Origin of the sequence: Enhygromyxa salina, from assembly GCF_002994615.1 — a bacterium.
Lineage (GTDB): Bacteria > Myxococcota_A > Polyangia > Nannocystales > Nannocystaceae > Plesiocystis > Plesiocystis salina_A.
This window is the reverse complement of the sequence record NZ_PVNK01000189.1, coordinates 24,284-38,954: the sequence shown is the minus strand read 5'-3', so window position 1 is coordinate 38,954 and position 14,671 is coordinate 24,284. Positions and strand designations below refer to the sequence as shown.

General features: G+C 68.8%; 11 protein-coding genes. 7 read left to right on the top strand and 4 right to left on the bottom strand.

Going from position 1 to position 14,671, the window contains the following annotated elements; all coding sequences use genetic code 11:
- The first annotated feature begins 6 nt into the window (after positions 1–6).
- The gene (locus ENSA5_RS22165; RefSeq protein WP_106393683.1) at positions 7–744 is read left to right on the top strand and encodes a Coq4 family protein; all 738 of its coding nucleotides are present in this window, start codon (positions 7–9) and stop codon (positions 742–744) included.
- Between the two features lie 13 nt (positions 745–757).
- Here ENSA5_RS22165 and ENSA5_RS22160 read toward each other — a convergent pair whose 3' ends face one another.
- Positions 758–1,441, bottom strand: a complete 684-nt coding sequence (locus tag ENSA5_RS22160) for a 1-acyl-sn-glycerol-3-phosphate acyltransferase (protein WP_181198027.1) — start codon at positions 1,439–1,441, stop codon at positions 758–760.
- 77 nt (positions 1,442–1,518) lie between these two features.
- Here ENSA5_RS22160 and ENSA5_RS22155 point away from each other — a divergent pair, with 77 nt between their 5' ends.
- The gene (locus ENSA5_RS22155) at positions 1,519–3,459 is read left to right on the top strand and encodes a sulfotransferase family protein (RefSeq protein ID WP_181198026.1); all 1,941 of its coding nucleotides are present in this window, start codon (positions 1,519–1,521) and stop codon (positions 3,457–3,459) included.
- A gap of 66 nt (positions 3,460–3,525) precedes the next feature.
- Here ENSA5_RS22155 and ENSA5_RS22150 read toward each other — a convergent pair whose 3' ends face one another.
- Positions 3,526–4,308: an OmpA family protein gene (locus tag ENSA5_RS22150; RefSeq protein WP_106393681.1), complete on the bottom strand. Its 783-nt coding sequence runs from the start codon at positions 4,306–4,308 to the stop codon at positions 3,526–3,528.
- 141 nt (positions 4,309–4,449) lie between these two features.
- Here ENSA5_RS22150 and ENSA5_RS22145 point away from each other — a divergent pair, with 141 nt between their 5' ends.
- From ENSA5_RS22145 to ENSA5_RS38025, 3 genes are all read left to right on the top strand, one after another.
- A complete protein-coding gene (locus tag ENSA5_RS22145) occupies positions 4,450–7,314 on the top strand; it encodes an FtsK/SpoIIIE family DNA translocase (RefSeq protein ID WP_106393680.1) in 2,865 nt (954 codons plus the stop codon).
- 215 nt (positions 7,315–7,529) lie between these two features.
- Positions 7,530–8,252 carry a LolA family protein gene (locus ENSA5_RS22140; protein ID WP_181198025.1) on the top strand — a complete coding sequence of 241 codons (723 nt, stop codon included), beginning with the start codon at positions 7,530–7,532 and terminating at the stop codon, positions 8,250–8,252.
- Positions 8,253–8,488: 236 nt separating this feature from the next.
- The gene (locus ENSA5_RS38025) at positions 8,489–9,559 is read left to right on the top strand and encodes a hypothetical protein (RefSeq protein WP_181198024.1); all 1,071 of its coding nucleotides are present in this window, start codon (positions 8,489–8,491) and stop codon (positions 9,557–9,559) included.
- A gap of 77 nt (positions 9,560–9,636) precedes the next feature.
- On the opposite strand, the gene ENSA5_RS22130 is transcribed toward ENSA5_RS38025, so the two are convergent.
- The gene (locus ENSA5_RS22130) at positions 9,637–10,314 is read right to left on the bottom strand and encodes a 2OG-Fe(II) oxygenase family protein (protein WP_146155986.1); all 678 of its coding nucleotides are present in this window, start codon (positions 10,312–10,314) and stop codon (positions 9,637–9,639) included.
- Between the two features lie 259 nt (positions 10,315–10,573).
- Here ENSA5_RS22130 and ENSA5_RS22125 point away from each other — a divergent pair, with 259 nt between their 5' ends.
- Complete coding sequence (locus ENSA5_RS22125) at positions 10,574–12,115, top strand: parallel beta-helix domain-containing protein (RefSeq protein ID WP_106393677.1); 1,542 nt, start codon at positions 10,574–10,576, stop codon at positions 12,113–12,115.
- A 5-nt stretch (positions 12,116–12,120) separates the two neighbouring features.
- Positions 12,121–13,380: an SO2930 family diheme c-type cytochrome gene (locus ENSA5_RS22120; protein WP_146155985.1), complete on the top strand. Its 1,260-nt coding sequence runs from the start codon at positions 12,121–12,123 to the stop codon at positions 13,378–13,380.
- Between the two features lie 12 nt (positions 13,381–13,392).
- Here ENSA5_RS22120 and ENSA5_RS22115 read toward each other — a convergent pair whose 3' ends face one another.
- Positions 13,393–14,643, bottom strand: coding sequence for a hypothetical protein (locus tag ENSA5_RS22115; protein ID WP_146155984.1), 1,251 nt, complete (start codon positions 14,641–14,643; stop codon positions 13,393–13,395).
- Positions 14,644–14,671 lie beyond the last annotated feature (28 nt).

Genomic DNA, 14,671 nt, shown 5'->3' with positions numbered 1-14,671 from the left:
CCCGACATGGACGAGCGAGACATCCACCGCATCCGCTGGCGCGACGGCCTCGAGGATCTCGTGTACCTCTACCGTCACCCCGAGGACACCGGACGCATCACCCGTGTGATCGAGGCCTGGCAGGGGCGCTCGCTGCCGCGCACGCTCACGCGCATGCGTGCGCGCGCCAAGGGCCGGGACCTGCTGCGGCGCAAGCCCTCGCTCGGCGACGCGCTGGCCGACTGGGACCGGCTCGAGAGGCTGCCCGCCGGGACCCTCGGCGCCGCCTACCTCGACAGCTGCGCGCAGCTCGGGACCACGCGCCGGGGCATGAGCGACTACGTCGAGACGGGCACCAGCGCCGAGCGCACGGCGGCGCTCGAGCCCGACGAGCGCTTCTTGCAGGACACGCTGTTCTTCAGCCACGACCTGTATCACCTCGTGACCGGCTACCAGACCGACCTGCTCGGTGAGGTCTGCCTGCTCGCGTTCACGGCGGCCCAGACCCGCAACACGGGGGTGCTCGCGATGGCCGGACTCGGCGCCTACTCGATCCGGCTCCCGCGCCTCGCCGGCCAGCGCAGGATGCTCGACGCGTCCGCCCGCGCGCTGCGAGCCGAGTGGCTGGTCGAGCAGGACTGGCCGTCGCTCCTGGCCCGGCCGCTGACCGCCGTCCAGCGCGAGCTCGGCCTGTGGCCGCCACCCGTCTACGAGCCGGTCTGGGTCGGGAAGGCCGCGCGCGCGCGGGCCAAAGGTGGGGCGTGATGGTCCGCCCGAGTCAGTTGAGGCCCGAGATCTCTTTGGCCCGCGCCATCAAGGCATGCATTCGCTCGACGAGGTACGCGTGATGCTCGAGCACGTGGGCCTCGCTGACCTCGTCGGGCGGCACGTCCGAGAGGATCGGCTCGTCGAACACGTGCCAGAGCTTGACCGGTCGCGGGATCAACGTGGGTCCGAGCCCGCGAAACACGGGCAGCGGCAAGTGGTAACGCGCGTAGAACTTCTCGGTCAGCTCGAGCTCCGCGACGTCGAAGATGTCGTCGGCCGCCGGGCAGGCCGCGAGGATGATCGGCGCGCCCGTCTGCATCGCAACCCACACGAAGCCGTAGCGCCCCTCCCAGTCGAAGCTGTACTTGCGCGACGTCCCGCGCAGCGCCTCGCGCATGCCCCCGGGCCCGAGCCCGAGCAGCCCGCCGCGGCGGAGGATCTCGACGGCCTTGTCGCGCTTGCCCGGCCAGATGCCGATGTCGCGCAGCGCGTCGCCGACCGGCGGCAGCTTGAAGGCCAGGTCGTCGGCCAAGATGATCGGACGGCGGCCGAGCACGTCGAGCGCGGTCGAGCCGAGCATGAAGTTCTCGTAGGTCGCGAGGCTGTGGGTGCTGGCGACGAGCGCCGGGCCCGAGCGCGGGAAGCTCGACAGGCCGACGACCTCATAGGAGTGGTACGCACGCAGCAGTCGCATCGCTCGATCCCACGCCCGGGATGTCAGCCTCGTCTCCCTCGCCATCTCGTCATCGTAGCGCAACAAGGACCAAGCTCGTGAAATTGTCGGTGCCCGTATTCGAAGACCCCATCGTGTTCGTGCTCGGCGTCGCGCGCAGCGGCACGACCTTGCTGCGCCTGATGCTGGCCGGTCACTCGCGGCTGTTTTGCCCGCCCGAGATGGTCCTCGCCCCCTTCGAGACCATGGCCGAGCGCCACGCGTTGCTCGAGCGCCGGTTTTGGGAGAAGGGCGGCCTGCGCCGGACCTTCATCGAGCTCGAGGGCCTCGAGGTGCCGGCCGCCAAGCAGCGCGTCGCCGAGCTCCACGAGCGCAGCGTCGCCGAGGTCTACGCGCTGCTCAACGAGGGCATCGGCGAGCGCGTGCTCGTCGACAAGTGCCCGCACCTGGTCAACTACCCCGACGCGCTCCGGCGCCTCGCCAGGTGGTTTCCCAACGCCCGCTTCTTGTGGATCGTCCGCAACCCCGGATCGGTCATCCGCAGCCTCCACAACGTCAACATGTCCGAGGCGCTGTTCGAGGGCTCGGCCTACACCAGCGCCGAGCAGCTGTGGCGCGGCGGCAACCAGGCGATCGCGTCGTTCGTGGCCGAGCTGCCCGCGCGCAGCTGGCTGCGCTTTCGCTACGAGGATCTGGTGACCGCGCCCGAGGCGACGATGCGGGACATCTGCGCGCTGCTTGGCGTCGACTACGAGCCCGCGCTCGTCCAGCCCTACGCGGGCGACCGCATGCGCAGCGGGCCCAAGGGCGCGCGGGCGGTCGGCGATCCCAACACCGCCCTGCGCAGCGAGATCGATCCCGAGCTGGCCACGCGCTGGCTCGCCGGCTTCGACCACCGCAGCGTCGACGCGCAGACCAAGGCGCTCGCGCGCGGCTACGGCTACGAACTCGACGAGATCCCGCTGCCGGGCCTGTCCGCGGTCTCCGACGCGATGGCGCAGCTGTTCGCCAAGGTCGTCGAGCTCGAGCAGGGCATCGGGATGCCCGATGATCTCCATGACCTCGAGGCGCGGCGCTTCTTGATGCGGATGCTCGCCGCGACCGTCGAGACCTTCACCGAGTACGGCGACCCCGATCACCCCAGCTTTCACCACGTGATCGGCCCGACCCGGAAGATGTTCGGCGACTGCCCCGACAGCGACGTCGTGCGTGCGCGCCTGCGCCTCGGGCCTGGCCGCAGCTACCGAATCTCGGGTCGGATTCCGCCGGGCACGGTCTACGTGGGCGCGCTCTTGCATCGGCGCGGGGGCAAGATCGGCGCCCACTGCAACGACGCCGCGATCACCCGCGACGAGGAGGGCCGCTTCGAGCTGCGGGTCAGCGCCGACGAGATCGCGGCCGCGCCGGGCGTGACCCCGCTGCGCGGCGAGGGCGACGAGACCGAGATCGTGATCCGCCAGTACTTCGGCGATCGTCGGTCCGAGGCGCCGATCGAGCTCGACATCGAGCTGCTCGGTGATCCGATCCCCGCCGCCCCGCTCACGCCCGAGCGCTACGCCAAGGGCCTGCAACACGCCGGGCGCATGCTCGCGACCACCGTCGAGCGCAGCCAGCTGTTTCACAAGTTCGTGACCGCGGGCGCGCTGCCGATCAAGCAGTTCCACAGCGGCTCGGGCGAGCGCCTGTTCCCCACGCCCGACAACGACTACCGGATCTGCTGGTATCGCTTCGGGCCCGAGCAGGCCTTCGTGATCCGCGGCGCGTTGCCCAAGGCGCGCTACTTCAGCTTGTGCCTGTACAACGCGTGGCTCGAGAGCTTCGACTACACGCGGCACACGATCTGCCTCAACCACACCCAGCTTCGGACCAACGCCGACGGCGAGTTCAGCGTGGTGTTGGCCGAGCGCGATCCCGGGGTGCCGAACTGGCTCGACACCGCCGGGCATCACGCCGGCTTCGTGCTCGCGCGCGCGCTGCTGCTCGACGGCGAGGCCCCGGCGCTGACGACCGAGACCCTGTGGCTGAAGGACCTCGCGTAGCGTAGCGAGGCCTCGGTGCTGCACAGCAGCGCCGAGGCCTCGAGACGATGGGGGATAGGGGCAGGCTCAGGAGCCGGCGAGCATGTCTTGGAGGTTCTGCGGGATCGTCGGCATCAGGACGATCTCGATCCGGCGGTTCTGCGCGCGGCCCTCGGGCGCCGAGTTGTCGGCGACCGGATCGAACTCTGCGTAGCCCGCGGCGCCGAGGTTCTCGGCCGGCATGCCCTTCTCGATCAGGAAGTTGACGACCTCGAGCGCGCGGGCCGAGCTCAGCTCCCAGTTGCTCTGGAACCGGGCCGTCTTGATCGGGACGTTGTCGGTGTGGCCGCCGACGATCCAGTCGCGCTTGACCTGGTTGAGCGGCTCGACGAGCTCGGCGAGGGCGTCCTGGCCGGTGGACTTGAGCTTGGAGCGGCCCGAGTCGAACAAGATGGCGTCGTCGAGCTCGACGACCAGGCGCCCCTTGCGGAACCCGACCTTGATCGTGCCCGCGTCGACCATTTTCTTGAGGCTGGCGAACAAGTTGCGGTAGACCGCGAGCTCCTTCTCGCGCTTGGCCTTCTCGGCGCGGAGCTCGGCGAGCTCGCGCTCGGTGATGCCGGCCTTGTCAGCCAGATCTTTGATCTGGGTGTTGAGCTGGACAATCTCGCCCTCGAGCTGGACGATCTTCTCCTCGAGGGTCTGGTTCTCGGCCTGAAGCTCGGCGTTGGCCTGTTTCTGGGCCTCGAGATCCTGGCGGGTCTGGGCGAGCTCGGCCTCTGCCTTGGCCAGGGCCGCCTCGAGTTCATCTTTTTTGCACCCTCCGAGCATGAGGGCGAAAAGGGGGAGCAGGATGGCGGCGCGTCGCATGGTGCGACGGACACTAACCTGCTCCGCCGACCGCCGCGACTCCCCCGCTTCGAAAATGTAGTAGGATGTAGGCAAACATCCCACTGCAGCGCCCGGAGCCCTCACCGGAGACCCCGCAACTACTCGAGATCACTGGACAAAATGGCCAAGAAGCAGCGCAGTCGAGAGTCCGAGCCGAATGATCCGGGGATCCCTCGCGGGTGGAGCGAGTTCCTGGGCGTGGCCCTGCTGGCGATCGGCGCGCTGATGTTTGGTGGCCTGGTCTCCTACCAGTTCGGCGACGGCAACCTCATGGGCCCGGTCGGGCGCCTGGTCGCGTCGGCCCTCTATGCCGGGTTCGGGATGGCCGCGTACCTGGTCGTGCTCGGGGTCGTCGGGATCGGCGTCAAGGCGCTGCTCGGGCATCGCATGGAGCTGCGCGTCGGCGAGGGCGTCGGCTTCTCATCGGCGACCCTGGCCGGCTGCGTGCTCCTGCACGTGATGTTCCCGAGCTACCGGGTCCACGGCTACACCGCGGGCGGGCTCTCGGGTGAGCTGCTCGGCGAGGTCAGCCTCGGGCTCTTCGACCACGCCGGGACCTATCTGCTGACCGCGACGATCATGTGCCTGGGGCTGATCGCGTCGACGCCGCTGACCTTCGCGCACCTGCTGGTCGCGGGCCGGGCCGTCGGTCGTGGCGGGCTGTGGGTGGTGCGCTATCTGTGGTCGGGCGTGGTCGGCATCGCCCAGGCTCAGCGTGAGTACGCCGAGCAGAACTGGGACGACGACGAGTTCGACGAGGACTTCGCCGAAGCCGAGCAAGAGGCGCAAGACGAGGAATTCGAGCTCGAAGAGGCCGAAGAGGTCGAAGAGGTCGAAGAGGCCGAAGACGAGGAAGTCGAGGAGGCCGCTGAAGACGAGGACGAAGAAGCCGAGGAAGAGGCCCCTGCGCGCAAGTCGAAGTCGAAGTCCAAGTCCAAGTCCAAGTCGAAGTCCAAGAAGAAGACCTCCAAGCGGGCGTCCAGCGCGAGGGCGGCCCATGGCAAGCGCGCGCGAAAGAACCGCAAGCGTCAGGCCGCGGCCCCGCCTGTGGACATCGACGAGGACGGCGAGGTCGAGGACGGCGAGGAGCTGCCCGAGGTGGCGACGGACCCCAAGCCCAGCGAGGCCCCCCAGAAGACCGCCGACGAGCGCCCCGAGATCTGCGTGACCGAGCACCCCGACGGCGACGACGCGACCCGCGACGACGACGACGAGGACGCAGACGGTCCCGAGCGCGCGGCCAACGAGGAGCCGGCCGCCAACGCCGTCGGCGACAAGTCAGGGCGCAAGAAGGCGCCGCTGACCCCGGCCGAGCTCGCCGCCCGGGCCCGGGCCAAGCGGGCCGAGGCCGCCGCGAGCCAGGCCCAGCCTGCGCAAAAGCGCGACGGCGCCCAGCGGGTTCAGTATCTGTCGGGTGACTACGAGCTCCCGCCGCTGCAGCTGTTCGCCGCCGTCGACAACAACAACAAGATCGAGATCGACAAGGACTTCATCTACGAGCAGGCCGAGCGCATCGTCGAGTCCTTCGCGCACTTCAAGATCCGCGGCAAGGTGACCAAGATCCACCCGGGCCCGGTCATCACGCGCTACGAGTTCAAGCCCGAGGCCGGCGTCAAGGTCTCGCGCATCCAGAACCTCGAGAACGACCTGGCGATGGCGCTCGAGGCCATCCGGATCCGGATCCTCGCCCCGATCCCCGGCAAGTCCACGGTCGGCCTCGAGGTCCCGAACAAGACCCGCGAGACCGTCTACCTGCAGGAGAACCTCGCCGACCCCAGCTACCAGGAGGGCTCGGCCCACCTGCCGATCGTGCTCGGCAAGGACATCGTCGGCAAGGCGGTGTCGGTCGATCTGGCCAAGGCGCCGCACCTCCTGGTCGCGGGCGCGACCGGCTCGGGCAAGTCCGTCGGCGTCAACGCGATGCTGTGCTCGCTGCTGTACTCGTGCGCGCCCGAGGATCTGCGCATGATCCTGATCGACCCGAAGATGCTCGAGTTCAGCATCTACTGCGACATCCCGCACCTGCTGCTCCCGGTCATCACCGACGCCGAGAAGGCCAACCTCGCCCTGCGCTGGGCGGTCAACGAGATGGAGCGTCGCTACGCGCTGCTGTCCGCGGCCAAGGTCCGCGACATCAAGGGCTACAACAAGAAGATGCCCCAGCTCCAGGCCGAGTGGGACGCCGAGAGCAAGGCGCTCGAGGCCGAGGCCGCCGCGATGACGGCCACGGCCACCGCCGACGGCGAGGACGCGGTCGACGCGACCAAGCTCAGCGGCGTGCAGTTCGACGGCGAGGGCAACGCGGTCGCGATCACGGGCGGCGTCGAGCTGCCCCCGCGGCCCGAGTCGATGCCCTTCATCGTCATCGTGATCGACGAGTTCGCCGATCTCATGATGGTCGCGAGCAAGGAGGTCGAGGCCAACGTCGCGCGCCTCGCCGCCAAGGCCCGCGCCGCTGGCCTCCACCTGATCCTCGCGACCCAGCGGCCCTCGGTCGACGTCATCACGGGCACGATCAAGAACAACTTCCCGTCGCGGATCGCGTTTCAGGTCACCTCCGACGTCGACTCGCGCACGATCCTCGACCAAAAGGGCGCCAAGCAGCTGCTCGGCATGGGCGACATGCTCTACATGGATCGCGGCAAGGAGCCGCGCCGCATCCACGGCTGCTTCGTGTCCGAGGCCGAGATCGAGAAGGTCGTCGACTTCGTCCGCAAGCAGGCCAAGCCGGCCTACAACATGGAGATCACCAAGGCCGAGGTCGAGACCGACGACACCGAGGACGAGCGCCCGGTCGATCCGCTCTACGACAAGGCCGTGCAGCTCGTCGCCGAGGCCCAGAAGGTCTCGACCTCGATGATCCAGCGGCGCCTCAACGTCGGCTACAACCGCGCGGCCAAGATCGTCGAGCGGATGGAAGACGAGGGCGCGATCGGCCCGTCGAACGGCAGCAAGCCGCGTGAGGTCTACGTCTCGGCGGCCTGAACGCCTGAACGCCGTGAGCTGAGGCTGCGTTGGGGGAATCACCCCGGCGAAGCTGGGCTCCGTGGGGCCGAATCCAGCGCTCGCGCAGTGGGCGCTGACCCGATCACGTGGCCTTTACGACCATTCGCCAATAAGCTGGGGGCGATGGCCGTCCGAAACCGACGCGGGCACACCGCCCGTTCGAGGAGAACCACATGAACGCAGCATTCGCTTCCATGTTGTCGCTGTCCGTCCTGCTCGGCTCCGGCTTCTCAGCCGTCGAGCGCGACACGCTCACCGACGTGATTCGAGCGCAGAACCCGAGCAAGGACGACAAGCCGACCGCGCCCGCCTGGCGCCCCGACAACGCCTCCGACGTCCTCGTCATGGTCCAGGCCTTCTACGACGGGACCTCGGATCTCGCGGCCAAGTTCAAGCAGACCTACTGGAACCCGACCTACGGCGAGGCCAAGAAGACCTCGGGCAAGCTCAAGCTCAAGAAGCCGGGCAAGATGGTCTGGGACTACGGCGACGGTCAGGACGCCGACTACTACGCCAACGGCGACACCTTGTGGATGGTCGAGCACGACACCCGCCAGGTCATCAAGACCACCGTCGCGGGCAACTCCGAGGTCAACGCGGCGCTCAAATTTTTGTTTGGTGGCGAGCAGCTGACCCGCGAGTTCAAGGTCCGCTACGCCAAGACCGACAAGCGCGACCGCTACGGCGACGCCGACCACTACGTGCTCGAGCTCAAGCCCAAGGCGAGCAACAAGCACTACAAGGGCCTCGTGCTGATGGTCCACGCCACGACCGGCCGGGTCGACAGCTTCGTGGTCTACAACACCGACGGCTCGTCGAACTACTTTCAGCTCCAGAACATCAAGACCAACGTCGGGATCAGCGACAAGCTGTTCGACTTCAAGCTTCCGTCCGGCTACGTCGAGACCGTCGAGTAGCCGCTCGCCCCAATCTGCCTCAGTTCGAGCCCGAGCGCCGCGAGAGCGCGCTCGGGCTCGTCGCGTGCTTGGGTCCAGTCGAAGCTGCGAGCTCGGCGCGAGCGCACGCCAGGGCGGCTCGGTCGGGCCTTGTTTGCGCCTAGACCGCCCTGCTACGCTGCCCGCGCCCGTCCCAACACCCCAACCCCGCGGACGGCCCCCTCGCATACCAAGACTGGGAAAACATGATGCCTCGCATGAACAACGATCTACTCGGCAAGCTCGGGATCCTCGGAGTCGCCCTGGTCCTCTCGACCCCGGCGCTCAACGGTTGCTCCTCAGACGGTGAAGAGGCTGGTGACGGCAGCGGCGACACGACCGGCGACGGCGACGGCGACACCGGCGACGGCGACGGCGACACTGGTGACGGCGACGGCGACACTGGTGACGGCGACGGCGATCCCGGCGACGGAGACGGAGACGGCGACGGCGATCCCGTCGACTGCTCGGCGACCCACACCCCCGGAGACGGCGCGCCCGACGGTGATTCCTGCTTCACGAATGAGGAGTGCGCCTCGCGGCTGTGCGAGGTCTTCCAGGACTCGCCGCCGGTCGAGGGCACCTGCCAGCCCGCGCCCGAGGGCTGCGAGACCCGGATCATGGGTCGCGTGCTCAACTTCGGAAGCCGCGAGCCGATCGCGGGCGTCGACCTGCGCGTGGCCCAGGCCATCCAGGCCTCCACCGATCCAATCAACGCTGAGGCGCTTGCGAGCGGGACCAGCGACGCCGACGGCGAGATCGACACGCTCAGCGACGGACAGATCGCCTCGGCGCTCGGTATCGTCGGCCTCGCCGGGGGCGACGACGACTACTTCCTGACCGCGACCGGCCTCGCGAGCCCCGCCGACGGCATCAACTACGGGCCCGCCAACGCGATCCACGACATCTGGGTGGTCCCGACGCAGTTGCTCGACCAATGGAGCGACGCTCTGATGTCGGATCCCGAGTTCGAAGACCATCTCCCGCTCGGCGAGGCGGGTGGCGTCGTCGGCCTCGTCCGCGCGGCGGACCTCGGCACGCCCGTCCCCGGTGCGGTCGTCGTCCCGACCTCGCCCGACGACTCGGACGCGGTCATTCGCTACCTCAACGACGCTGGCGACGGCTTCCAAGACACCATGACCTCGGTCCACGGCATCTTCGTGATCGTCAAGCCGGGCCTCGCTGAGACCTTCGACGTCGAGCTCCTCGACATGCCTCAGGGCATCGCTGGGACCGCGGGCTCGGCCAACGGCGCGGTCTTCACGTTGATCATGGACGTCACCCCGTGAGCGAAGCTCGCGCGTGACTCGAGCGGGCGCTCCCGAAGCCGGGGCCGCCCGCTCGCTGCATCTGCTAATCGTCCAACTCAGCCGCGGTAGGGCGCCCAGTCGGAGCTGTAGAAGACCTCGGTCTCGAGCACGAACTTGCGGCCGCGCTCGAGCACGTGGTCGATGTGCCGCAGCGAATGGGGAAACACGCACGCGCGCCCAACTCGGGCCTCGACGGTGCGCCCGAGGTCGGGGAACTCGATCCCGCCGCCGACGAAGCGGTCGTTGAGGAACACGACCACACTCAGCTGACTGCGCTGACCGTCGGAGGTCTCGCGCGTGGGGTCACAGTGGGCCCGCGTGCCTTCGCCGCGCCGGTACTCGAGACAGCGAAGCAGGGGCTTGAGCCCGGCGAGCTCGGCGTCTTCGCGCGAGGACGAGAGCTGCGCGGACAGGCGGTAGAACAGCCGCAGCGCCAGGACTGGGGCGTCGATCACGGCGAAGCGGGGGCGGTCGTCCTCGCCGCCGAGCAGCCGACAGGGTCGATCGGACTCGGCGACGCGCCGCGGGGGGCAGGTGTGTGGACCGTTGGCCGCCCTCGGGATCTCCGCGGTCGTGGTCAGCCAGCGGTCGACGTCGGCCTCGCGGATCAGCGTCCGGCAGGTCGCGGGAGCGAGCACGCCGTCGATCACCGACAATTCGGCTGCTCGAGGGGCGCAGCGCAGGGCCGCGAGGTGGCGCGGGCGCGGGGCGGGCTGACTGGGCCAGACGGTCATGGTCTGGACTAGAGCACCACGCGTACCAAGCGAGTCTCCGATCACAAACCCTGGAGATCATTGGGGTTTGGATGCGCAGTAGGCTCACACGGAGCCCGCGTGCGGGACACCTGGGTCATGCGGCGATGGATCTGGCCACTGGGCTGACGATCGAGCACAGGTCATCAAAGGGCGGGGCTTGGGCTCCTGGCACCTCGTTCGGCGTGCCAGCTTTCTTGGGTATGCTTCCGAGGAGCCACGACTCTGGAGATCTCTCGCCATGAACTATCGCCCGACTCCCTTCAACTTGACTCGCACCCTCTTGCTCGCGCTGCCCCTCGCGCTGCTGCTCTCGGCCTGCGGCGATGACGGTGGCGCCGATGGGGCCGACGAGACGACCGGTGACGGTGACGGTGACACGGGTGACGGCGACACGGGCGACGGCGACACGGGCGATGGCGATGGCGATGGCGACGGTGATACTGGCGCGGATCCGAACTTCCCCCTGTGCTCCTGCGCACAGTTTGAGGGCGACTGCGTCGAAGTCGCTGCGGACGACGAGGACGGCCTGCAGATCGCGGCAAACTCGCTCGAGGACGGGACCGCGCTCGTGCTCGGCCTCGGCGTGTTCGAGCTCGACAACCAGGTCACGATCCGCGCCGACGACATCACCGTCTGCGGTCAGGGCATGGGCACCGAGGGCAGCTTCGACGAGGGCACGACCCTCGACTTCGCGGCCCAGGCGACCCAGTCCAACGGCCTCGACGTCGTCGGCGACAACTTCAGGGTCATGGACCTCGCGATCGTCGACGCCAAGAAGGACGGCCTGAGGGTCGAGGACTCCGACGGCGTGACGATCCAGCGGGTCCGCGTGACCTGGCGGCTCGAGAGCGACTCGAGCAACGGCTCCTACGGGCTCTACCCGGTCAAGGTCTCGCACGTGCTGATCGAGGACTCGGAGGCCTACAACTCGTCCGACGCCGGCATCTACGTCGGCCAGTGCCAGCACGCGATCGTGCGCAACAACGTCGCCAAGGGCAACGTCGCCGGGATCGAGATCGAGAACACGCAGTTCGCCGACGTCTACGGCAACCTCGCCGAGAACAACACCGGCGGCCTCCTGATCTTCGATCTGCCCGGCAACCCGGTCATCGGTCGTGACATCCAGATTCACGACAACACGATCATCGACAACAACCAGCCCAACTTCGCGCCGGGCGGCACCGTCAAGTCGATCCCGGTCGGGACCGGGACCTTCGCAATGGCCTCGCGCCGGGTCGAGATCTTCAACAACACCTACGCCGACAACGGGACCACCGACGTCGCGATTCTCAGCGGCCTGGTGGTCGAGATCGACCCCGAGCAGTGGGCGCTGTCGATGGACGAGCTCGTCGGGGACATCGAGGGCCTCGACCTGCCGACCAACGGCGACACGGTCTACAGCTACCGGACCAACAACATCTACGTCCACGACAACGAGCACTCGGGCGGCGGGACCAACCCCTACCTCTCGTCGATGGACCAGGAGTTCGGGGTCCTGCTGGCGCTGGTCTACGGCGCCGACCTGCCCGTCGATCAGATCCTCTACGACACCGTCGAGGAGAGCGCGTTCTCGGCGAGCGACGCGGGCATGAACTCGAACGACAACCACCTGTGCATCGGGACCAACGTCGGCGCGACCTTCGCGAGCATCAACATCGAGCCGCTGTCGATGATGGGCGGCACGGTCGACGACCTGTTCAGGCCCGACGCTCCCTACACGCCCTTCGACTGCGAAGACCTCGGCAGCGGCGGTCCGGTCGTCGCCCCGGAGATGGAGTAGTCCGGGTGCACAACTCGAATTATTTGGTCGCGTTCTCGCTCTCGCTCTCGCTCTCGCTGGCTTTGCTCGGCTGCGGCGACAGCAGCGCAGAGACGGGCGAGAGCGCCGCGGCGGGCAGCGAGTCGAGCACCGACGAGTCGAGCACCGACGACACCGGGGCGACCGAGACCGACACCGGCGAGACCGGCGGCGAGGAGCTGTGTCCGACCCAGGGCGTCGACCTCGACGGCGACGTGCCCGAGCTCCTGAGCGAGATGTGCCTCGTGAGCTGGGACGGCGCGGAGCTGCTCTACGAGGACAACGTCTACGCCTACGATCTCAACACGGTCCTGTTTAGCGACTTCGCGGTCAAGGATCGGGCGATCTACATCCCGCCCGGCGAGACGGCGACCTACGTCGACAACGGCGTGATCGACTTCCCGGTCGGCACGGTGATCCTCAAGTCGTTCATGTTTCCGGCCGACCTGCGCGAGCCGGAGCTCGACATCGATCTGATCGAGACCCGGGCGTTGATCCGCTACGCCGACGAGTGGAAGGGCTACCCCTACATCTGGGATCACGAGCTCGGCGACGCGGTGCTCACGGTTCAGGGCGAGGTCCGGCCGATCGACTTCATCGGGCTCGACGGGATCGAGCGCAACGCCAACTATCTGGTCCCGCAAAAGAACCAGTGCCTGGAGTGTCACGAGATCAAAGACGAGCTCGACGAGACCGTGATGACGGCGATCGGCCCGCGGCCGCGCTACCTCAACCGCGGCGGCGCTCACCTGCCCGAGGGCACCAACCAGCTCACTCACTTCGCCGACGCGGGCTGGCTGACGGGCTTGCCGCCCCTCGCCGAGGTCCCCGCGGCCTGGGACCACCGCTCGCTCGCCGACACGCCGATCGATCAGATGGACTACGAGACCATCACGAGGGCGGCCCGCGACTACCTCGACATCAACTGCGCGTACTGCCACAACCCGAGCGGGGTCAACGGGATCTCGTCGCAGCTGTTCCTGAACTGGGACAACACCGACGAATTTCACCTCGGGTTTTGCAAGAAGCCCGGCTCGGCCGGGAAGGGCGGCGAGAACCGCGAGTTCGACATCGTCCCCGGCGACGCGGAGGCGTCGATCCTCGTCTATCGAACCGAGACGCTCGACCTCGGCTCGATGATGCCGCTGATCGGGCGCAGCTTGCTGCACGATGACGGCTCCGCGCTGCTGCGGGCCTGGATCGACGGGCTGCCCCCGGGCGATTGCACCGAGATGGACATGCCCTGAGCGCTCTCGAGGTCAGCGTGGGCGCGGGCCGCGGGGGACGAAGGCGTCGCCGTCGGCGGCGCCGTCGTGGGGATCGCAGCTGTGACAGGGCTGGATGGTCGGGGTCTCGCGCAGGGCCGGGTGGGGCTCGGGCTGGAGCGGGAGCTCGATCGTCGCGACGCGCCAGCGCCCGGCGACCCGGGCGTGGACGTAGATCTGGACCCGCTCGGGCCCGATGACGAGGCGCGCGAAGCCGAGGTGCTCGGACTCGAGATCGGGCAGCAGCGCGCCGCCGCGGCTGGTCGGGAGGGTGTGGCTGGAGCCGCCCGCGGCCCCGGAGATGACCTCGAAGATCGGCTGGTGAACGAAGGTCCGATGGTTGCGGAGGATCGCATCCGATAGATCTTCACTGACCTGCAGATCGCGCTCGAGCGAGCCGAGCACGCCGACGAACAGGCCCTGCGCGAGGGCGTCCTGGACGAACTCGGGCAGGTAGCGAAACGCGGTCCGCTGGTTGCGACCGCCGACGCCGTGCGCTCCGGCGGACTCGACGGGGATCGGCGAGAGCAGCAGGCGCGGGCGCGGGGGCTGGCGCGCGAGGGCAGCGAGGAGCTCGGCTTGCTGGCTGAGCAGGGAGCTCGCCGCGGCGTCGTCGACGAGCTCGCGGTAGTGCCAGAAGCTAAAGTCGAGGAACACGAGCTCGACGAGGGTGTCGTCGCGCGGCGGGGCGAGGGTGCAGGTCTCGCCTGCGCAGCTCGACGCGAGGCTGAGCTCGGCTCGCTCGCTGACGCGCAGGACGTAGGCGACGCCGGGCTGGGCGTAGGGCGCGGGCGCGGCCGGGGCTTCGAGGCCGCTCATGTCGCAGCGCCAGCCGTCGGGCCCGGGCAGGCCCCAGGCCGTGGCGCCGCGGCCGAGGGCGTCGTCGACCACGCGCGAGAGCTCGGTCAGGGCGGGGCCGGAGTAGGCGAGGGCCGGGTCTGGGCAGGGCTGGCCGCGCTCGGGCCCGCGGCGGCCGAAGTCGGTCCCGAGCCAGGCGAGGATCGGCGCGCGCCCGGCCGCTGCGGCGTCCGCGAGGCTGCGCTCGAGCTCGCGGGCGAGCGCCCGAGTGTGCGGGCTCTCGCGTGGCTGGCCGAGCACGACGATCTCGACTGCGCCCTCGGGCTGCGCGGCGGCCTGGGCCCACGCGGCGCCTCGATGGCGACATCCGGCGAGGGTGAGCAGGACCAGGCTGGCCAGCCCCACGAGCGAGCGAGGACGAAGTCCGGTGGCGAGGCCGCGGCGCACGACCTCAAGCTATCAGCTCCGTGGCGGG

What these genes read in the sequence shown, in the direction of transcription:
- ENSA5_RS22150 (WP_106393681.1), bottom strand. Translation starts at nt 4,308, where the DNA reads ATGCGACGCGCCGCCATCCTGCTCCCCCTTTTCGCCCTCATGCTCGGA.
- ENSA5_RS22165 (WP_106393683.1), top strand. Translation starts at nt 7, where the DNA reads ATGGACGAGCGAGACATCCACCGCATCCGCTGGCGCGACGGCCTCGAG.
- ENSA5_RS22145 (WP_106393680.1), top strand. Translation starts at nt 4,450, where the DNA reads ATGGCCAAGAAGCAGCGCAGTCGAGAGTCCGAGCCGAATGATCCGGGG.
- ENSA5_RS22125 (WP_106393677.1), top strand. Translation starts at nt 10,574, where the DNA reads ATGAACTATCGCCCGACTCCCTTCAACTTGACTCGCACCCTCTTGCTC.
- ENSA5_RS22130 (WP_146155986.1), bottom strand. Translation starts at nt 10,314, where the DNA reads ATGACCGTCTGGCCCAGTCAGCCCGCCCCGCGCCCGCGCCACCTCGCG.
- ENSA5_RS22160 (WP_181198027.1), bottom strand. Translation starts at nt 1,441, where the DNA reads ATGCGACTGCTGCGTGCGTACCACTCCTATGAGGTCGTCGGCCTGTCG.
- ENSA5_RS22140 (WP_181198025.1), top strand. Translation starts at nt 7,530, where the DNA reads ATGTTGTCGCTGTCCGTCCTGCTCGGCTCCGGCTTCTCAGCCGTCGAG.
- ENSA5_RS38025 (WP_181198024.1), top strand. Translation starts at nt 8,489, where the DNA reads ATGAACAACGATCTACTCGGCAAGCTCGGGATCCTCGGAGTCGCCCTG.